This is a genomic window from Neptuniibacter marinus (genome assembly GCF_001597725.1).
GTDB lineage: Bacteria > Pseudomonadota > Gammaproteobacteria > Pseudomonadales > Balneatricaceae > Neptuniibacter > Neptuniibacter marinus.
Genome location: NZ_LUTR01000005.1, coordinates 89,214 through 107,947, shown reverse-complemented (window position 1 = coordinate 107,947; position 18,734 = coordinate 89,214). Strand labels below are relative to the sequence as shown.

Annotated in this window: 21 protein-coding genes; 18 read left to right on the top strand and 3 right to left on the bottom strand. The window is 43.2% G+C overall.

All coding sequences use genetic code 11. The annotated features are described in order from the left end of the window. Positions 1-37 precede the first annotated feature (37 nt). Positions 38-3,109, top strand: a complete 3,072-nt coding sequence (ydiJ, locus tag A3774_RS06330; protein ID WP_067864881.1) for a D-2-hydroxyglutarate dehydrogenase YdiJ — start codon at positions 38-40, stop codon at positions 3,107-3,109. A gap of 70 nt (positions 3,110-3,179) precedes the next feature. Here the strand turns inward: ydiJ and A3774_RS06325 are convergent, their stop codons facing one another. Beyond that, on the bottom strand, positions 3,180-3,791 hold the full coding sequence (locus A3774_RS06325; protein WP_156473668.1) for an SPOR domain-containing protein: 612 nt from the start codon (positions 3,789-3,791) through the stop codon (positions 3,180-3,182). Between the two features lie 132 nt (positions 3,792-3,923). Between A3774_RS06325 and rraA the strand changes: the two genes are divergently transcribed. Continuing rightward, positions 3,924-4,415, top strand: a complete 492-nt coding sequence (gene rraA, locus A3774_RS06320) for a ribonuclease E activity regulator RraA (protein ID WP_067864869.1) — start codon at positions 3,924-3,926, stop codon at positions 4,413-4,415. 123 nt (positions 4,416-4,538) lie between these two features. Here the strand turns inward: rraA and A3774_RS06315 are convergent, their stop codons facing one another. Then, complete coding sequence (locus A3774_RS06315; protein ID WP_067864866.1) at positions 4,539-4,970, bottom strand: RrF2 family transcriptional regulator; 432 nt, start codon at positions 4,968-4,970, stop codon at positions 4,539-4,541. A 156-nt stretch (positions 4,971-5,126) separates the two neighbouring features. On the opposite strand from A3774_RS06315, the gene A3774_RS06310 reads away from it, so the two are divergent. Together A3774_RS06310 and sppA are read left to right on the top strand one after the other, a co-directional pair. Further along, positions 5,127-5,786, top strand: a complete 660-nt coding sequence (locus A3774_RS06310) for an HAD-IA family hydrolase (protein WP_075107918.1) — start codon at positions 5,127-5,129, stop codon at positions 5,784-5,786. A gap of 12 nt (positions 5,787-5,798) precedes the next feature. Further along, complete coding sequence (sppA, locus tag A3774_RS06305) at positions 5,799-6,878, top strand: signal peptide peptidase SppA (protein ID WP_407937491.1); 1,080 nt, start codon at positions 5,799-5,801, stop codon at positions 6,876-6,878. A gap of 80 nt (positions 6,879-6,958) precedes the next feature. Here the strand turns inward: sppA and A3774_RS06300 are convergent, their stop codons facing one another. Next, positions 6,959-7,537 (bottom strand): Maf family protein, encoded by a 579-nt coding sequence (locus A3774_RS06300; RefSeq protein WP_067864860.1) that lies wholly within the window; start codon positions 7,535-7,537, stop codon positions 6,959-6,961. A gap of 111 nt (positions 7,538-7,648) precedes the next feature. On the opposite strand from A3774_RS06300, the gene A3774_RS06295 reads away from it, so the two are divergent. From A3774_RS06295 to A3774_RS06230, 14 genes are all read left to right on the top strand, one after another. Then, positions 7,649-8,167, top strand: coding sequence for a YceD family protein (locus tag A3774_RS06295; protein WP_067864857.1), 519 nt, complete (start codon positions 7,649-7,651; stop codon positions 8,165-8,167). Between the two features lie 23 nt (positions 8,168-8,190). Then, complete coding sequence (gene rpmF, locus A3774_RS06290; protein WP_067864854.1) at positions 8,191-8,370, top strand: 50S ribosomal protein L32; 180 nt, start codon at positions 8,191-8,193, stop codon at positions 8,368-8,370. Between the two features lie 2 nt (positions 8,371-8,372). After that, positions 8,373-9,389: a phosphate acyltransferase PlsX gene (gene plsX / locus A3774_RS06285; protein ID WP_075107917.1), complete on the top strand. Its 1,017-nt coding sequence runs from the start codon at positions 8,373-8,375 to the stop codon at positions 9,387-9,389. A gap of 116 nt (positions 9,390-9,505) precedes the next feature. Beyond that, positions 9,506-10,438, top strand: coding sequence for an ACP S-malonyltransferase (gene fabD, locus A3774_RS06280; protein ID WP_067864853.1), 933 nt, complete (start codon positions 9,506-9,508; stop codon positions 10,436-10,438). A 24-nt stretch (positions 10,439-10,462) separates the two neighbouring features. Beyond that, positions 10,463-11,206 (top strand): 3-oxoacyl-ACP reductase FabG, encoded by a 744-nt coding sequence (gene fabG / locus A3774_RS06275; RefSeq protein ID WP_067864850.1) that lies wholly within the window; start codon positions 10,463-10,465, stop codon positions 11,204-11,206. A 180-nt stretch (positions 11,207-11,386) separates the two neighbouring features. Further along, entirely contained in the window at positions 11,387-11,620 is a 234-nt protein-coding gene (gene acpP / locus A3774_RS06270) for an acyl carrier protein (RefSeq protein ID WP_067864849.1), read from the top strand. A 109-nt stretch (positions 11,621-11,729) separates the two neighbouring features. Beyond that, positions 11,730-12,968, top strand: coding sequence for a beta-ketoacyl-ACP synthase II (gene fabF / locus A3774_RS06265; protein WP_067864846.1), 1,239 nt, complete (start codon positions 11,730-11,732; stop codon positions 12,966-12,968). 17 nt (positions 12,969-12,985) lie between these two features. Then, the gene (gene pabC, locus A3774_RS06260) at positions 12,986-13,804 is read left to right on the top strand and encodes an aminodeoxychorismate lyase (RefSeq protein ID WP_067864843.1); all 819 of its coding nucleotides are present in this window, start codon (positions 12,986-12,988) and stop codon (positions 13,802-13,804) included. 42 nt (positions 13,805-13,846) lie between these two features. Beyond that, positions 13,847-14,875 carry an endolytic transglycosylase MltG gene (gene mltG / locus A3774_RS06255; RefSeq protein WP_067864840.1) on the top strand — a complete coding sequence of 343 codons (1,029 nt, stop codon included), beginning with the start codon at positions 13,847-13,849 and terminating at the stop codon, positions 14,873-14,875. 17 nt (positions 14,876-14,892) lie between these two features. After that, entirely contained in the window at positions 14,893-15,528 is a 636-nt protein-coding gene (gene tmk / locus A3774_RS06250; RefSeq protein WP_067864837.1) for a dTMP kinase, read from the top strand. Positions 15,529-15,532: 4 nt separating this feature from the next. Then, entirely contained in the window at positions 15,533-16,528 is a 996-nt protein-coding gene (locus A3774_RS06245) for a DNA polymerase III subunit delta' (protein ID WP_067864834.1), read from the top strand. Between the two features lie 14 nt (positions 16,529-16,542). After that, positions 16,543-16,893, top strand: coding sequence for a PilZ domain-containing protein (locus A3774_RS06240; protein WP_067864829.1), 351 nt, complete (start codon positions 16,543-16,545; stop codon positions 16,891-16,893). A 12-nt stretch (positions 16,894-16,905) separates the two neighbouring features. Continuing rightward, the gene (locus A3774_RS06235) at positions 16,906-17,685 is read left to right on the top strand and encodes a TatD family hydrolase (RefSeq protein ID WP_067864826.1); all 780 of its coding nucleotides are present in this window, start codon (positions 16,906-16,908) and stop codon (positions 17,683-17,685) included. A 1-nt stretch (position 17,686) separates the two neighbouring features. Beyond that, positions 17,687-18,586 (top strand): radical SAM protein, encoded by a 900-nt coding sequence (locus A3774_RS06230; RefSeq protein WP_067864823.1) that lies wholly within the window; start codon positions 17,687-17,689, stop codon positions 18,584-18,586. Positions 18,587-18,734: the final 148 nt, after the last annotated feature.

The window sequence follows — 18,734 nt, the reverse complement described above, 5'->3', positions numbered from 1 at the left end:
CGATCAGTGCTGCGGTTGCCTATAGAGGTCCTAAAAGATGATTCCTCGTCTTTCGCAAGTCGAAACCACTAACGCCCTGTATCTTGATTATATTGATGCACTTAAACAAAACGGTTTTTCCGGTGATCTAAACCCTGATTACGCGAACCGCATTGTGCTATCTACGGATAACAGTATCTACCAGATGTTACCGCAAGGGGTACTTTACCCTCGATCAGAGCAGGATTTGGTACTTATTGCTAAGTTGGCGGATGAAACGCGGTTTGCCGAGGTGAAATTAAGTGCCCGTGGCGGTGGTACAGGGACTAATGGTCAATCCTTAACAGACGGTTTGATCGTTGATGTTTCCAAGCATATGAATCAGGTATTAGAGATCAATGCAGAGGAACACTGGGTACGCGTTCAAGGCGGTGTAGTAAAGGATCAGCTGAACCGCGCGTTAAAACCTTATGGTTTGTTTTTTGCACCCGAGCTATCCACCAGTAACCGTGCAACCATTGGTGGCATGATCAATACCGATGCCAGTGGTCAAGGCTCTGTTATGTACGGGAAAACCCGTGACCATGTGCTTGAGCTTAACTCAGTGTTTCTCGGCGGAGAGGTTTGGTCATCTAAGCCTATTCCGGATGACGAACTGGCTGAGATCAAAAAGCGTGACGACAAAGTAGGCGAGGTGCATCGCCAAATTGATGCGATTTTCACTGAAAAGAAAGAGCTTATTGATGCGAAATTCCCTAAGCTTAACCGCTGCCTTACCGGTTATGATCTTGCACATATTCGCGATGAAAACGGTCTTTTTAATCTAAATTCGGTGTTGTGTGGTGGTGAAGGCTCTCTCGCTTTTATTACGGAAGCGAAGCTTAATGTGCTACCTATCCCTAAATATGCAGCGCTGGTTAATATCAAATACGATAGTTTTGAAGCCTCATTGCGTGATGCGACAGACTTAATGAAGTTTGGCCCAACATCTATAGAAACCATTGATTCTAAAGTACTTAACTTGGCAATGGGCGATATTATTTGGGATACGGTCAGTGCTTATTTTCCAAGCGAAGCGGGCGAGTCTGATATAAAAGGGATCAACTTAGTTGAATACACCTCTGATGATGAGGCCGCATTAAAAGCCGATGTTGAAAAGTTAGAAGCCCATTTAAAGACCGTTGAAGGTAAAACGGGTAAGAGCTTTGGTTTCTCGGTTGTGTATGGTGCGGTAGAAATTAACAAAGTCTGGGCCATGCGTAAAAAATCGGTTGGCTTATTAGGCAACGCCAAAGGCCAAGAGCGCCCGATCCCTTTTGTTGAAGATACAGCGGTTCCACCAGAAAACCTTGCTGACTTTATTATGGAGTTCCGCAAGGTGCTAGATGATAGGGAGTTGGCATACGGCATGTTTGGCCATGTTGATGCTGGCGTGCTTCATGTGCGCCCCGCAATCGACATGAAAGATGAGCGGCAAGAATCGCTGATTCGTGAAGTTACCGATCAAGTGGTTGCGCTTACGGTTAAATATAAAGGGCTGCTTTGGGGCGAGCATGGTAAAGGGGTTCGTTCTGAATACTCGCCTGAATTTTTTGATGAACTATACCCAGAGCTTCAAAAGATTAAAGCTACGTTTGACCCTCGAAATCAGATGAACCCTGGGAAAATTGCTACCCCTGCAATTGAGGGCGCTGAACTGCTTAAAATTGATCAAGTACCAACCCGTGGTCAGTTTGATCGTCAGATCAGCGCTGCTGTACGGGAAGAGTATGACTCAGCGATGTTTTGTAACGGCAATGGAGCTTGTTTTAACTACGATCCGAATGACGCGATGTGCCCTTCATGGAAAGGCACTCGGCAGCGTATTAATTCGCCTAAAGGCCGTTCGTCATTAATTAGAGAGTGGCTTCGTTTAGTGGAAAAAACAGGTACTGACTTACAAGCTGAATCAGCTAAAGTGAAAACACGTTCGTTTATCGCTTCACTGCCGAGTCGTATTAAAAATACATTGTCAAAAACAAAAGATAATGAATATGACTTCTCTCACGAAGTGCATGAATCCATGATGGCTTGCTTAGCCTGTAAATCTTGTGTTGGTCAGTGCCCCATTAAGGTTAATGTTCCCGATTTTAGAGCGCGCTTTTTAGAGGTGTACTACGGGCGTTACTTACGTCCAGCTAAAGACTATATGGTGGGCAGTTTAGAGTACATGATTCCATGGCTTGCGAAGTTTCCGGCACCTTACAACTGGGCTATGAAGAATAGGGCGCTTAAAGCTATTTTCCGTAAACATGTAGGTATGGTTGATAGCCCAGCTATCTGTACCAACAGCTTAATCTCTGGCATGAAAGCCCGTGGAGTTCAGTTTGCAACACCAGAACTGATAAAAGGCTTAAGTATTGAGGAGCGTGATAATGCGGTTATTATCGTACAGGATGCGTTCACCAGTTATTTTGAATCTCAACTTGTCTTGGATCTAGTTGATCTCTTAACGGGCCTAGGTTTTTATGTGTTGATGGCACCTTTTAAACCCAACGGTAAGCCACTGCATGTACATGGTTTTATGAAGGCATTTGAGAAGGCCGCTGAATCTAACGGTGCTATGCTTAAAGCCTTAGACGAAACAGGCGTACCGCTTATCGGCGTTGACCCTTCCATGACCTTAACTTACCGCCAAGAGTACGGTTATGTCATACCTGAAAAAGAGCTACCTAACGTTCAGCTAATTCAGGAGTGGTTAGTCACACATACTGATCGTCTTAAAACGTACAACTCGCCGCATCTGCCTAGTGCCGAGTTTAAATTGCTCGCGCATTGTACCGAAAAAACCTCGGTGGCTCCCTCAATTCGCCTGTGGCAGGAGATTTATGAAGCTATGGGGCAAAAACTGAGTATTCAAACGGTCGGCTGTTGCGGTATGTCGGGGACTTATGGGCATGAAACTCAAAATGCAGAAACCTCTAGGGCTATCTACCAATTGAGTTGGTCTGATGTGGTCAATGCGCCTGAGAATAAGAATAAGCTAGTTGCAACAGGATATTCTTGTCGTAGCCAAGTTAAGCGTATAGATGAGCAAGTTATTCCTCATCCTATTCAAATGCTGCTAGCGCAACTACATACTCACCATTAATAAACTGTATCACTCTATCTAAAACACAGCCACTTGGCTGTGTTTTAAGTTCTCGGATAGCTATTAATATTTAGTCAGCCCATAACGCTTTTGCATTTGCAGGAAGCTTGCGTATAAAAAAGTCATCAATCCCATGCTGGGTTAGCCATGTATCCTGCGCTTTAGCCTCATCTATTGTCTTAAATTGACCATAAGCGATCCCACGAAGGTTAGTTTTTATCGAATAAGTAAATAGATCGCTTTTATCTTCAATGGTATTGATTAGCCGTTGCAGGTTACTGCTTTTTTGATAGGCGCCAAGCTGTAAAGTGTAAAAGGGCAAAGGGGGGACTGAACCTTTTTCGTGCTCAAATGAGCTTGGCGGTCGTGTTTGCTGGTATGGTTTTCTGAGTGTTTCTATAATCACGACCTTAGATGGTTTGCTCGCAGGTATTGAAGTTGAGCGGTTTGCTGTGTTGTGATGTATGCGCGCTGTCGCTCTTCTGCTTTGGGCGGTGATGGAATGTTCAGGCGGATGAGCCCCTTGGTTGGGCTTTGCGGATGTTCGAGGGGGTGCTGGGGTGCATTGGTCGTAAGGATAAGTGCATGCAGGCGGTGCTTTCTGCGCACAGCCCGTTATGATAATACTGCTAGCCATTGTCAGGGTGATAACGGGGAATAAGGGTGTTCTTTTAATGCACATGTGGATTAATGTTTCCTAAATTCCTGCCTAAGTTGTAGTGCAATTGCACAATGAATCGGCGAATATACATGTTTTATTTTACGGTATATAGCACCAAGCTGTATGCCATAAATCCCAATTAAGGAGCTAACTGTGGAAGATCTTTTACCAGAACTATGTGATCAATTTCCAGACCTGGTACAGGTCGTAGAACCAATGTTTGGTAATTTTGGTGGTAAAGAGCGTTTTGGGGGTGAAATTGTCACGCTGAAAGCATTTGAAGATAACTCTTTAGTTCGTGAACAGGTTGCACTTCCAGGTAAAGGTAAAGTGCTCGTTGTTGACGGTGGTGGCTCGATGCGTAAAGCCATGCTGGGTGATATGCTAGCTGAAAAAGCAACGGTTAATGGCTGGGAAGGGATTATTATCTACGGTTGTATCCGTGATGTTAACGCGATTGCTGATCTTAATATTGGTGTTCAAGCACTAGGCGCACATCCAATGAAAACAGATAAAAAAGGGTTAGGTGAGCTTAATGTTCACTTGACGTTTGGTGGTGTGACTTTCCACCCAGGAGAATATGTCTATGCCGATAATAATGGTGTATTGATCTCACCTGAAAAGCTTGAAGTATCGGAAGATTAAGTTGTCAGCTATGTTTAAAAGCCCGTGTTTGAGATGTTTTCATTTCAAGTCTGGGCTTTTTTAGATGTATTTATATGACCTTAGCATTTTGTACGACTAATGTTTAACACGTTGATAGATTTGTTAACCAGTACTGCGAGCAATGAGAAGTGTGCGCATTTTAGGATTGGTTAACAGATCTTCGAGGGTATATTTTTCTAATACCTTTATAAATGCTTGCTGGGCCTCAACTAAGACCTCTTGTAGTGAGCATTGATTGCTCAGACAGCAGGCTTGTTCTGCACAGTTAATTAGCGGCTGTGAGCCTTCTGATTGATTGACAATGTCAGCAAGATTTATTTTTGCTGATGCTTGCGCTAATTTTATGCCACCTTTTTTTCCGCGAAATGTGGCTAAATGGCCCGACTTCGCTAAAGCGTGTACAACCTTTCTAAGATGCTCAATAGATATACCATAGTAATTAGCTATCTCTGAAAGTGTGACGAGACGGTCTTTATGAATGGCGGCATAGAAAAGCACGCGAAGCGTATAATCGGTAAATCGACTTAATTGCATTTTTAACTTTTTTTAAGGATAAGTTCCTGAAATATACGTTACGTCACTTAAGTAAAGCAAGATATAGGTCAATAATTAATAAGTTTGCTTGAAGTTTGCGCTCAGTCCTATATATAGATGTATTCTCATTAATTTAAGATGGCTCAAGGGAGTTTTGTGTATAAGTTATTGATTTTTGATTGGGATGGTACGGTTATTGATTCAACTGCACGTATCATTTCTAGCATGCAAGCGGCAGCGCTTGATTGTGAGTTTCCTGTGCCATCCAGTGCTTCTGTGATGAATATTATCGGCTTGGGCTTGCCTGAGGCGATCAGAATACTGATTCCAGATATAGATGATTCTGGTATTGAGCAGATGCGTGTTCAGTATGGGCATCATTTCTTAGGTGTTAATGAAACCCCAACCCCTTTGTTTCCGGGGGTGCAAAATACTTTAGAAAGTATGCATGCCAAGGGGATGCGTATGGCGGTTGCAACGGGCAAAAGTCGTCGTGGTTTAGATAGGGCTTTTGCTCAAACGGGTTTGGCTTACCTTTTTGAAATTTCGCGTTGTGCGGATGAAACTATATCTAAACCTAACCCGCTTATGTTGGAAGAAATATTAGCTGAAACAGGGGTTCTTGCCTCTGAAGCAATAATGATCGGCGATACGGAATATGATCTCGAAATGGGTAAGCGAGCAGGTATGGATGTGATTGCGGTAAGTTATGGTGCGCATCATATTGATCGTTTAAAAGGTTTTGATCCGGTTTTGGAGGTGGATAATTTTCCAGAACTGGAACATTGGTTAGATAGTAAAGGCGCTTTTGCCTAACAGGAGTGATTTGTGTCTGATAATCCATGGAATGAAAAAAAAGGCCAAGCGTCAGAAGACGAAGCTATTAATGATTCAGTAAGTGATACTCAATCTGATATAGATGCGAATAGTAAATTAGGTAAAGCGGTAGAGAATGCTAAACAAGACTCCTCAAGTAAAAAAGAGTGGAAGCTTATAGAGAAACTCTTAAATGGGATGTTTGTCGAACAGCGTAGAGCACGTCGCTGGGGGATCTTCTTTAAATTTCTGACTTTTGGGTACCTGTTTGCGTTGATGGGTCTTCTACTTTTTAATAATGATCTAGAAAAAAGCTCCTCACTTGAAGCACATACTGCAGTTATAGAAGTGAAAGGACCCATTAGTGCTGATGATGAGGCGAGTGCCGACGCGATTATCTGGTCACTCCGTGAAGCTTTTGAAGAAGACAATGCAAAAGCGGTTGTTTTGCGTATAAATAGTCCTGGCGGTAGTCCTGTTCAAGCGGGCTATATCTATGATGAGATTAAGCGCCTTCGCACGATGCACCCGGAGAAGCCTCTCTATTCTGTTATCGCGGATATTGGTGCGTCAGGAGCTTATTATATAGCGGCTGCATCGGATGCTATCTATGCAGATAAAGCAAGCTTAGTAGGCTCTATTGGTGTTGTGGCAGGCGGGTTTGGCTTTGTTGACCTAATGGATAAAGTCGGGGTCGAACGCCGCCTTTATACTGCAGGTGAGCATAAGGCTTTTCTTGACCCTTACTCACCAAGTAATGAAGCCGAAAAAGAGTTTTGGCAAAGTGTACTTAACACCACGCACAAGCAGTTTATTGATCAAGTTAAGCAGGGGCGTGGTGATCGCTTAAAAGACGATCCTCGATTGTTTAGTGGCCTTGTATGGACGGGAGAGCAGGCCGTTGATTTAGGTCTTATTGATGGCTTGGGCAGCACGAGTTCAGTGGCGCGAGAAGTCGTTAAAGTCGAGAAGCTTGTTGACTACACACCAAAGCGCCAACCATGGAAGCAGATTGTGGATGAGCTTGGTGTTAGTTTTACCAAAGCGATAAGTGCACAGCTGGGCTTAAGTCAGGGTGCACAACTGCGCTAATTAGCGTGCTTATGAGAAAAATGGAGGGCTAAGCCCTCCATTTTTTTATCTAACACACCGTTAGCGGTAAACTCTAGCGGCTACAGGACATTGAGCCCCTCTTTTTCCAGCATACGCACCAAACGAATTAAAGGGAGGCCGATAAGGGTGTTTGGGTCTTCACCTTCTAAACGTTCAAACAATACGATGCCGAGTGCTTCTGATTTAAAACTGCCTGCGCAATTATAAGGCTGCTCTGCATGCAGGTAATGTTCAATCATCTCATCTGTTAATGTTCTAAAAACAACGTTAAATGGCACCGTTTCGCTTTGAACCTCACCACTTTTTGAATTAATCAGGGCTAGGCCTGTTAAAAAAGTAACGGTGTGTCCTGATAGTTTTTGTAGCTGTTTGACTGCATTTTCATGAGTATGGGGCTTACCTAAAATTTCATTGCCTAAAACAGCGACTTGGTCTGAGCCTATGATTAAGCTATCAGGCTCAGTGCCAGCTACTTTTTGTGCCTTTTCTATGGCTAATCGTGCAACGAGATCCTCGGGTGTTTCATTAGCTAGAGGTGATTCATCTATATCTGGAGAAATGCAGGCGTATTTAAGCTGTAGTTTGTCTAAAATTTGACGACGAAACGGTGAACTAGATGCTAAAATCAGGTTTCTCATGTCTTTTTTTAACCGTTAATGTATGAAGGCTCGAATATTAGCGGTTTTATTACATAATTAAACCCCAAAGTCTTTGACAGATGGGTTTTCGAGCCCTAGAATTGCGCGCTTATGTCAAACGGTCCATTACCTAACAAAGTAGACCCGCGAAAACTTGCTGAGCGGGAAGTGCGGATAACAGGTGCAGTCGCCTTAGATAAGATGCCTATACTTTGCCAATCATTGATTGGTACAGAAGGCTCTATTGATGTCGATCTCCAGTTTGCTGTTGATGAACAGCGTATTCGTACCATTACTGGCAGCGCTGAAGGTCATGTTTTCATGACGTGTCAACGTTGTTTAGATCCAGTAGAGGTTGCCGTAGAGGTAGATTTTAATCTTGGCCTTGCTGCCAGTGAAGATGCTGCAAAACAGCTTCCTCGCATTTATGATCCTCTGATAGTAGGGGATGAAGAGATTGAGTTGCTTTCTGTGGTTGAAGAAGAGTTGATTTTGAGTCTTCCCCATGATGCTTATCATGATGATTGCTCGATCAAAACTTCATACGGCGATGCCGGGGCAGTGGCAGAAAACAACGATAAACCGAATCCATTTAGTGTGTTGGCGCAATTAAAAGCCAATAACAAATAGAAAGAACCAGGAGCTATTTAGTCATGGCAGTTCAGAAAAGTAAGAAGTCACGTTCCCGTCGCGATATGCGTCGTTCACACGATGCGCTAGGAAACCCGACTCTATCTGTAGAAACTACTACAGGTGAAACGCATCTTCGTCACCATGTATCTGCTGACGGTTTCTACCGTGGTAAGCAAGTAATTAAGCAGGACGACGAGTAATATTGTCAGCCTACTACACCATTGCAGTTGATGTGATGGGCGGGGACTTCGGTCCCCGCATTACGATCCCCGCTACAATCGACGCATTAAAACGTTACCCGCATCTTTCGGTCAAACTTGTTGGCCATCAAGAAGCTATTACCCCTCTTTTGACTCAGCTAAACTCTGAAATTGCCTGTCGTCTTGATGTTGTTCATGCGGCTGAGACTATCTCAATGTGCGCAAAACCTTCGCTAACGCTTCGTAACGGTCAAGAGTCCTCAATGTTTAAAGCGCTTCAGTTGGTTGGTGATAAGCAGGCGCAGGCCTGTGTCAGTGCTGGAAATACTGGAGCGTTGATGGTTTTGGGGCGTTATATATTACGCACATTGCCTAATGTGGATCGGCCCGCTATTACTTCAACTGTTCCGACTGCTGATGGGCATTGCCACATACTTGACCTTGGCGCTAATGTTGATTGCAGTGCTGAGCACCTTCTTCAGTTTGCTATAATGGGGTCTGTAATGGTGCAAGCGGTGGATGGTATAGCTGAGCCTAGAATCGGCTTGCTCAATATAGGCGCCGAGGAAGTTAAAGGTAATGAGCAGGTTAAGCTTGCTTCTCGCTTAATTGAAGAGAAGGGTGGCCTTAATTATATCGGCTACATTGAAGGGGATGATATATACAAAGGCAAGGCCGATGTTGTTGTTTGTGATGGCTTTGTCGGTAATATAGCGCTTAAAAGCAGTGAAGGCTTGGCGCGGTTGATGAGCCATAAATTCCAATCGAGTTTTAAAAAAGGCTTGTATCGTAAAGTATTAGCCTTTCTTGCTAGTCCGATTTTGAGTGAAATAAAACAGCAGTTGGACCCATCTCGACGCAATGGTGCAAGCTTGTTAGGTTTGCAAGGAATTGTGATCAAGAGTCATGGGGCAGCTAATAAAACCTGTTTTGGTTATGCGCTAGATCAAGCTGTAGCCGAAGTAGAGCAAAACCTCCCAAGTAAGATATGCAATGAAATTGAGCATAAGCTTGCTTGATTCGCTTTATAGCGGTTTTAATTACCTCGTAATGTTGTAAACTACGCCCCTTTGGTCTGTATTCTTTTATTAATCCGCAGGCTTGCTATTAATTTTATTGTCGATTTGAGGAAATCATGTCGCAAAAACTCGCTTTTGTTTTTCCGGGACAAGGCTCCCAACAACAGGGAATGCTTGCTGAATTAGCAGAATCTCATCCTGTGATCACCGATACCTTTGCAGAAGCATCGGAGGTTCTAGGTTATGACCTATGGGAGCTTGTTCAGAACGGTCCTTCAGAAGATCTTGATCAGACAGATAAAACTCAGCCTGCGCTGTTAACGGCTGGTGTGGCTTTGTGGCGACTTTGGCAGGAGATGGGGGGTGAAATGCCTACTGTTCTTGCCGGTCATAGTTTAGGAGAGTACACCGCGCTGGTTTGTGCTGGTGCTATTAGTTTTGCAGATGGCGTGAAGCTTGTGAAACTGCGCGGTGAATTCATGCAAACGGCTGTTCCTGCGGGTGCAGGTGCTATGGCTGCCATTCTTGGTCTTGAAGATGCTGCTATTGTACGTGCTTGTATAGATGCAGAGCAGGGCGAAGTGGTTTCACCTGTAAATTACAACTGTCCAGGTCAGGTTGTTATTGCCGGCCACAAAGAGGCCGTTGCTCGTGCTATTGTGAATTGTAAAGAAGCGGGCGCAAAAAGAGCAATTCCTTTACCTGTGAGTGTTCCCTCTCATTGTGATTTAATGAGACCTGCCGCTGAGCAGATGGCAATTGAGCTATCAAATATTGAAGTTCGTATGCCGAAAATTCAGGTTTTACAAAACACGACGGCGAAAGTACCCTCATCAGTTGATGAGTTAAAAGAAAATCTGTTAAGTCAGCTGTATAGCCCTGTACTTTGGACCAAAAGCGTTCAAAATATGGTCGCGCAAGGTATTGAAAACGCACTAGAATGTGGGCCAGGCAAAGTATTATCCGGCCTGAATAAAAAAATTCATAGACCTCTGATCGTAGCTGCGATTAATGATGCGGCGGGCCTTGAAAAAGCGCTTAATGCATAATCGTACGAGCAAGGAATAATAAGAATGAGTATTGAAGGTAAGGTAGCGCTTGTAAGCGGCGCAACACGCGGTATAGGTAAAGCAATTGCGCTTGAGCTTGGTAAGCAGGGAGCGATTGTTATTGGCACTGCAACAAGTGAAAATGGCGCTACTTCCATTAGCGATTATCTATCCGAATCTGGTATTAAAGGTACAGGCTTAGTTTTGGATGTTGCAAGTAGTGACTCCGTTGCCGGTGTTCTTAAAACAGTACAAACAGATTTCGGTACAATCGAGATACTTGTTAATAATGCAGGTATTACTCGTGATAATATCTTGATGCGTATGAAAGATGATGAATGGGATTCAGTTTTAAATACTAATCTCAATTCCGTTTTTCGCTTGGTTAAAGGCTGCCTAAGAGGCATGACCAAAGCTCGCTGGGGACGTATTATAAGCGTCAGCTCAGTAGTTGCATCTATGGGTAATGCTGGACAAGCTAATTATGCGGCCGCTAAATCAGGCATGGAAGGCTTTACACGTGCATTAGCGCGTGAGGTGGGTTCCCGTAATATTACGGTAAACTGTGTTGCGCCTGGGTTTATCGATACCGATATGACCAGTGGGCTTGCTGATGAGCATAAAGAAGCGTTGAAATCACAAATTCCTCTGAATCGCCTTGGGCGACCCGAAGAAATTGCATCAGTTGTTGGTTTTTTAGCCAGCGAAAGTGGCGGATATGTGACTGGAGAGTCGATTCAGGTCAATGGTGGCATGTATATGGGCTAAAAGCGGCCTCAGGGAATTGTTTTTTTCCTCGAAATGTTGATAATGTGCCGTCAGGTAGAGAATGTTTTCATTTTAGCTGAATTAGGTTTAAGTTAACTTGGTTGGCTGAAGTGCTTTTAATAAAATTTCTTTCCGTATGCTAAATCGGTATATGGTGTTAATAAGAAGATAGGAAGAGATATGAGCAGCATTGAAGAGCGCGTAAAAAAGATCATCGCAGAGCAGTTGGGTGTTAAAGAAGAAGAAGTTACTCAAGAAGCTTCTTTCGTTGAAGATCTGGGCGCTGACTCCCTAGACACTGTTGAGCTAGTGATGGCTCTAGAAGAAGAATTCGAAACAGAGATCCCAGACGAAGAAGCTGAGAAAATCACTACAGTTCAGCTAGCAATCGATTACATCAACGCACACCAGTAATCGCTAATAGCACGAATCTCTGACAAGCCGCCTATCCTAGATAGCGCGGCTTTTCTTTTGTCTGTCAGTCTTATTTTATACATCTGTATTCCGTATATGGAGATATTCAATGGCACATAGGCGTGTAGTTGTCACTGGAATTGGCATGTTAACGCCAATAGGTAATACCGTTGCTGAAACTTGGTCCCAGTTATTATTGGGTAAAAGTGGTGCGGCACCTATTACTCACTTCGATGCATCCTCCTATGGGACGCGTTTTGCTTCCTCAGTTAAAAACTTCGATGTAACTCAATATGTGAGCCAAAAAGAAGCGCGTAAAATGGATCTTTTTATCCAGTACGGGTTGGCTGCAGGGATACAGGCAATTGAAGATGCTGGTTTCGAAGTTACGGAGAAAAATGCTGGACGCATAGGATGCGCAATAGGTTCAGGCATTGGTGGCTTACCAATGATTGAGAAGAATATCGATATACTTAGTCAGTCGGGTCCTCGTCGAGTTTCTCCTTTTTTTGTTCCCGGTAGTATTATTAATATGATTTCCGGTAACTTAGCGATTAAGTATGGTTTTAAAGGGCCTAATATTGCTATTACAACAGCCTGTACAACAGGAACGCACAATATTGGTCAGGCAATGCGTATGATTCAATATGGCGATGCTGATGTTATGTTGGCCGGCGGTGCTGAGATGGCAACAACGCCTTTAGGCATTGCTGGTTTTTCAGCGGCTAGAGCTTTATCGACCCGTAATGAAGACCCAGAAGCGGCTAGTCGTCCTTGGGATAAAGATCGTGATGGTTTTGTTCTTGGGGATGGAGCAGGCATACTTGTTCTTGAAGAGTATGAACATGCTAAAGCGAGAGGCGCAGATATCTATTGCGAGTTAGCTGGCTTTGGTATGAGTGATGATGCTTATCATATGACCGCGCCGCCTGAATCGGGAGAAGGGGCTGCATTAGCGATGAGTAACTCAATTGCGGACGCTAAAATCACATTAGATAAAATTAATTATATTAATGCGCATGGCACTTCGACTCCCGCAGGGGATGTAGCTGAATCTAATGCAGCTAAACAGGTTTTAGGGAGTGCGGCTGATAATGTTCGGATGAGTTCAACAAAATCAATGATAGGGCATCTACTCGGAGCTGCGGGCGCTGTTGAAGCTATATTCTGTGTAAAAGCCTTGAAGCATCAAATCGCACCCGCAACTATTAATTTAGATCAACCATCTGAAGGCTGTGATCTGAATTATGTGCCTCATACGCCGCAAGCGTGTGTTATAGAGGCCGCTTTATCCAATTCCTTTGGCTTTGGTGGGACTAACGCATCACTACTCTTTAAGAAAATATAATTATTATTAGGTAAGTTATGCAAGCTGTTTGGGTAAATGGGATTCCTACTGATCAGATAAAGGTTACTGATCGGGGATTTTGTTACGGCGATGGGGTATTTGAAACGATTGCTGTTGTAGATGGGCGCCCACAGCTTTTATCTCAGCATTTAAATCGTATGCGTTCTAGCTTAGAAAGGCTAGGTTTTCCCGAAGCAATAGAGTCTGTAATTGAATCAGATCTTGCTCTATTGTCGTTTCAGGGGGATCAAACACTTAAGCTGATCGTGACAAGAGGGAATGGCTTTCGCGGTTATATGCCGCCTCAAGAGGTTTCAGCGACCCGCGTGATGACGCTAACTGATCGCGTGATAAATTATGATAGGGCTGATCAGGGTGTTGTTACCCGATTATGTGACTATCGTTTGCCTCTTAATCCTGTGTTGGCGCAATTAAAGCATCTGAATCGTTTAGACCAGATAATGGCTCGTAATGAGTGGCATGATCCTAATATTGCAGAAGGGATTATGCTAGATGCTGAAGGTTTTCTGATTGAAGGTACAATGAGTAACCTGTTTTGGTTTAATTCCGTAGCAGGAGAGCTTCAGACGCCGCTTATTGACCGTTGTGGGGTTAAAGGTGTGATGCGGGATCATATTATCTCTCTATCACACAGAGAGGGTGTAAGGGTTGTGGAAGGGCGCTTTGCCCCATCCGTCTTGAGTGAAGCGAGTGAAGCATTTATTTGTAATAGTCTAATTGGTATCTGGCCAATCGTTGCTTTAGATCATAATCATTATAAGATCGGTTCCATAACTCGAAAACTGCAATCAATTCTTGCTCGAGAATTAGATTGAATTTGAGAGATTGTTTGTCTTTTATTAGTTCAGGAAGTTAAGTTGTTGAGAAAAATATTATCTATTATTGCTTGCCTACTATTGATTGCCGTTGCAGCTGCATATTGGCTGTATAGTGATTTTAAGCTTTATATCGCTACGCCTTTAAATTTTTCTGATAATGAGGTTATTGTTATAGATAAAGGCTTACCCTTCAATGGTTTGGTTAATAAACTTAAAGCCAAAAATGATGATATAAATATCTATTATCTTAAGTTTTATGCTCGTCAAACGGGACTTGGTAGAAAAATTAAAGCGGGTGAATATCACTTAACGTCTGATATGACGCCTGTCATGTTATTGAAGAAATTAACCTCAGGGCGCTCGATAAATTACAATTTCACAATTATAGAAGGTAGTAATTATAAGCAGCTATTGGCTGCGCTACAGTCAAATCAATATTTAAAGAACGATATTGAAGGGCTTTCACCAGAACAGCTACTCGAACAGTTAGATACCGAATATAAACATCTTGAAGGCCTCTTTCTCGCTGAAACTTATAGCTTTGAAAAAAACAGTTCAGCTTTTGCCTTGCTTAAACGGTCGCATAAGATGCTTGTTGACCAGTTAGAGCAACAATGGGCATCTCGATATGAAAAATTGCCTTATAAGTCTGCATATGAAGCCTTGATCATGGCGTCAATTGTTGAAAAAGAAACCGCACGCGCCGATGAAAGACCCATTATTGCCGGAGTGTTTGTACGCCGTTTAAATATAGGTATGCGTTTACAGACTGACCCTACGGTTATCTACGGTATGGGAGATAATTACAAAGGTAATATACGTCGTTCAGATCTACGCAAGCCGACACCTTATAATACCTACACAATTTCAGGGCTGCCGCCAACGCCTATCGCTATGGTTGGGCCTGATGCCATTACTGCGGCACTTCACCCTAAAGAGGGTAAGGCACTCTATTTTGTTGCAAAAGGTGATGGAAGCCATTACTTTTCTTCAACGCTTAGAGAACATAATAATGCGGTGAAAAAGTATCAGTTGTCGCGTCGTAAAGATTATCGTTCATCACCGTAAATAATAAACAGGAATATATGACTAGAGTTCAGCAAGGCCGCTTTATCACTGTTGAAGGTACGGAAGGGGTTGGTAAATCGACCAATATTGATTTCCTATGTAACCTTCTGAAAGCGCGTGGGATCGAGATTGTATTGACTCGAGAGCCAGGTGGAACACCACTCGCTGAGGAGTTGCGCGCACTTCTACTGAGTCCACGTGATGAGCGTGTAAGCGAAGATACTGAGCTTTTACTGATGTTTGCCGCTAGGGCTCAGCATATAGAAAACGTGATCCGCCCCGCATTAGATCGAGGTGCTTGGGTGATAAGCGATCGTTTTACTGATGCGACCTTTGCTTATCAAGGTGGTGGACGAGGTATTGATTACGAGCATATAAGCCTATTAGAAAAGCTGGTTCAGCATGGTCTTCATCCGGATTTAACCTTGTTATTGGATCTGGATGTTGAGGTCGGTTTGAAACGCGCTTCTGCGCGTAGTGAACCCGACCGATTTGAACAGGAAAAAATCGACTTTTTTAGCAAGGTTCGAGACGCTTACCTTCAGCGAGCTAAAAATGAGCCTCAGCGTTTCGCCATTATTGATGCCTCAGTTCCATTGTCTGAAGTTCAGCAGCAGATAGCATCAGCAGTCAGTTTGTATTTGGGTAATTAGATTTATGTCTGAGCTTGTATCAATTCATCCTTGGTTTAATGACCGCTTTCGACATCTTGCTCAGTTACATCAAGATAAACGCCTTCCCCATGCGCTTTTGCTGCATGGTATGTCGGGTATAGGTAAAGTCGATTTTGCTAAAGCCTTTGCTCACTATCTACTTTGTCAAAATCCAGAAAATGGTAAAGCTTGCGGACATTGCAAGCCTTGTGAGCTAAATATAGCAGGCAGTCACCCAGATCTGTATTTGTTAGAACCTGAAGAGCAAGGTAAACAACTAAAAGTTGATCAAGTTCGCACATTAAACGAATTTATTTACAGTACGGCACAGCAAGGCGGGTATAGAGTTGTTGTGCTTAACCCTGCGGATTCAATGAATATCGCATCTGCAAATGCTCTATTGAAAATGCTCGAAGAGCCAGGCAGAGATACGCTGATTTTGCTGATCACCTCAAAAATGGGGCAGTTATTACCAACCATTAAAAGCCGTTGCCAGCATGTGGAGTGTTATCCGCCCGCAGAGCCAGAAGCTATACGCTGGTTAATGAATGCTGCCGAGCTGGATGAAGAACGCGCTAAAAATATACTTCATATCAACTTGGGAGCGCCCATGGAGGCGTTAGCTTATATTGATAATGGTTTAAATGAGCAGAGGGCGCATCTTGTTAGAGGCTTAGCCGATATACTTAAACAGCGTCGTACCGCCCTTGAAGTCGCACAAAGCTGGAATAAATTAAACATTGAACTTATTTTAGGCTGGTTCTATAGCTTGCTGATTGACGCCGCGAGAGGGGCTGTATGTGAATCAAGTGAGTTTATTCGTCAAGATGATGCTCGTAATATGATCAATGCAGTTGCTAAAAAAACTAACCCCGTTAAAATCTTCAAGTTAGCAGATAAAGTTCATGAAGAGCGCAAAGCTATATTGTTAAGGCAAAATCCGAATAAACAATTATTGCTCGAATGCATCCTACTGGAGTGGGCTGCACTGCTTAATTAAGGAGAATAGATTTTATGGTCGCTGTACCACGTTTAAGCCATGGTATTTTATCGTTAACGATAAAAACCAAAGAAGAGCTGTATGAGGCTTATCTACCGTACATCCTTAACGGCGGTCTATTTATACCTACGTTACGTTCTTACCATCTTGGCGAAGAAGTTTTTATGCTGCTTGAGCTAATGGAAGAGGGCGATAAGATACCGGTAACGGGTAAAGTTATTTGGGTTACCCCTAAAGGCGCCCAAGGCGGCCGTACACCCGGTATAGGCATTCAACTATCAACGGATGACTCCACTTTAATTAACAAGATTGAAAACTACTTAGCCGGCTCTTTAAGTTCTGAGCGTAAGACTAACGCACTTTAAGTTACCCCTCCTATGTTTATTGATTCGCACTGCCATTTGGACAGGCTAGACCTGTCCCCATATAACAATGATTTTTCTCAAATGCTTCAGGCTGCACATGACCGTAAAGTAGAAAAGATGCTTTGCGTTTCCATCGATCTTGCCAATTTTGATGCTATGTATACCCTTATCGAAAAATATGAGCAGGTATATGCTTCGGTTGGTGTCCATCCGCTTAGTGCATCTGAAGAGGCGGTGGATATTCGTGATCTTATCGAGCGCGCAGAGCGTGAAAAAATCATAGCTATTGGCGAAACGGGTTTAGATTATTTCTATCAGAAAGACACTCAAGAACCGCAACAAGAGAGCTTCAAGAATCATCTGCTTGCGGCAGGACAATTGAGGCTTCCCACTATCATCCATACTCGCGAAGCTCAACAAGACACAATCTCTTTGATTAAGGCTCATGGCAATTTAGATTCTGCTGGGGTGATGCATTGCTTTACCGAAAGCTTGGAGATGGCGAAAGCCTCGCTAGACTTAAATTATATGATCTCTTTTTCTGGCATTATCACGTTTAAAAATGCGGCAGATCTACGTGAAGTCGTTAAAGCGGTGCCTCTGGATCGCATCCTGATTGAAACAGACTCGCCTTATTTAGCACCAGTTCCTCACCGTGGTAAGAAAAATGAGCCCAAGTATGTTGTTGAGGTTGCTCAATGCGTAGCCGATTTGAAAGGCATTAGCGTAGAAGCGGTAGCCGAAGCCAGCAGCGAAAACTTTTATACCTTGTTTAACAAAGCCGCGCAGTAATATGCATATCTACCCACCCATTAACTATATTGAGCCTGTCTTTCGCCCTCCCAGTGAGGCCAATTCACTCATATTGCAGGTAACAAATGGGTGTAGTTGGAATAACTGTACTTTTTGTGAAATGTATACCCAACCGCAAAAGAAGTTTAAACCTAAATCACAACATGACATCGTCGAAGATCTGAAACGTTGTGCGCAACCTCTCGCCGCTGTAAGGCGTGTATTTTTAGCTGATGGCGATGCGATGGCGCTCTCTTTCGAACGCCTTAAAGGGATTCTGCTGGCGATAAAAGAGCATTTGCCGACTGTTAGCCGTGTCTCCTCTTATTGCCTGCCGCGCAATCTTAAAAAGAAAAGTGTTGAAGAGCTCGCTGAACTCAAAGCTTTAGGGTTAGAGCTTTTATATGTCGGGGCAGAGAGTGGCAATGACCTGATTCTTTCTAAAATCGATAAAGGTGAGACATTTCAATCGACAGTTGATGCTCTGCATAAAATTAAAGGGGCGGGCATCAAATCATCGGTAATGATCATCAATGGTATGGGGGGCGTTAATTACTCTGAGCAACATGCACTTGATGCCGCAAAACTGGTCAATGAAACACAGCCTGAGTACTTAGCAACATTAGTCCTGTTTTTTCGTCAAGGCGAAGCGAACTTTATCTCTGCATTTGGAGATGATTTTATAATGGCTTCTCAACGGCAGCTTATACAAGAGATGGAGTTATTTATATCCCATCTTGAGTTAGAGAAAACCATATTCCGCAGTGATCATGCCTCTAACTATTTAGTCCTTAAAGGCATTTTAAATAGAGATAAAGAGAAGCTTTTAGGGATGATAAAAATGGCTTTAGCTCAAGATGAGCGTACTTTTCTTCGCGCTGAAACCTCAAGAGGTTTATAGAAAGCTTGCCTAAAGCACGAACGCTGAATATTAGCACTGCCTGAATCTTATTAAATAAGTCTGAATAAATCATATATTCGCGATAGTATCTAAAAAGGTATCCCCAACTAGAGGTGGATTAATTACTTTTCGCTCTCAAGTTGTTATA

What these genes read in the sequence shown, in the direction of transcription:
- A3774_RS06240 (WP_067864829.1), top strand. Translation starts at nt 16,543, where the DNA reads ATGGTCGCTGTACCACGTTTAAGCCATGGTATTTTATCGTTAACGATA.
- A3774_RS06315 (WP_067864866.1), bottom strand. Translation starts at nt 4,970, where the DNA reads ATGCAATTAAGTCGATTTACCGATTATACGCTTCGCGTGCTTTTCTAT.
- A3774_RS06235 (WP_067864826.1), top strand. Translation starts at nt 16,906, where the DNA reads ATGTTTATTGATTCGCACTGCCATTTGGACAGGCTAGACCTGTCCCCA.
- rpmF (WP_067864854.1), top strand. Translation starts at nt 8,191, where the DNA reads ATGGCAGTTCAGAAAAGTAAGAAGTCACGTTCCCGTCGCGATATGCGT.
- A3774_RS06325 (WP_156473668.1), bottom strand. Translation starts at nt 3,791, where the DNA reads ATGTGCATTAAAAGAACACCCTTATTCCCCGTTATCACCCTGACAATG.
- A3774_RS06230 (WP_067864823.1), top strand. Translation starts at nt 17,687, where the DNA reads ATGCATATCTACCCACCCATTAACTATATTGAGCCTGTCTTTCGCCCT.
- fabG (WP_067864850.1), top strand. Translation starts at nt 10,463, where the DNA reads ATGAGTATTGAAGGTAAGGTAGCGCTTGTAAGCGGCGCAACACGCGGT.
- fabF (WP_067864846.1), top strand. Translation starts at nt 11,730, where the DNA reads ATGGCACATAGGCGTGTAGTTGTCACTGGAATTGGCATGTTAACGCCA.
- A3774_RS06245 (WP_067864834.1), top strand. Translation starts at nt 15,533, where the DNA reads ATGTCTGAGCTTGTATCAATTCATCCTTGGTTTAATGACCGCTTTCGA.
- tmk (WP_067864837.1), top strand. Translation starts at nt 14,893, where the DNA reads ATGACTAGAGTTCAGCAAGGCCGCTTTATCACTGTTGAAGGTACGGAA.
- A3774_RS06300 (WP_067864860.1), bottom strand. Translation starts at nt 7,537, where the DNA reads ATGAGAAACCTGATTTTAGCATCTAGTTCACCGTTTCGTCGTCAAATT.
- fabD (WP_067864853.1), top strand. Translation starts at nt 9,506, where the DNA reads ATGTCGCAAAAACTCGCTTTTGTTTTTCCGGGACAAGGCTCCCAACAA.
- ydiJ (WP_067864881.1), top strand. Translation starts at nt 38, where the DNA reads ATGATTCCTCGTCTTTCGCAAGTCGAAACCACTAACGCCCTGTATCTT.
- acpP (WP_067864849.1), top strand. Translation starts at nt 11,387, where the DNA reads ATGAGCAGCATTGAAGAGCGCGTAAAAAAGATCATCGCAGAGCAGTTG.
- A3774_RS06295 (WP_067864857.1), top strand. Translation starts at nt 7,649, where the DNA reads ATGTCAAACGGTCCATTACCTAACAAAGTAGACCCGCGAAAACTTGCT.
- pabC (WP_067864843.1), top strand. Translation starts at nt 12,986, where the DNA reads ATGCAAGCTGTTTGGGTAAATGGGATTCCTACTGATCAGATAAAGGTT.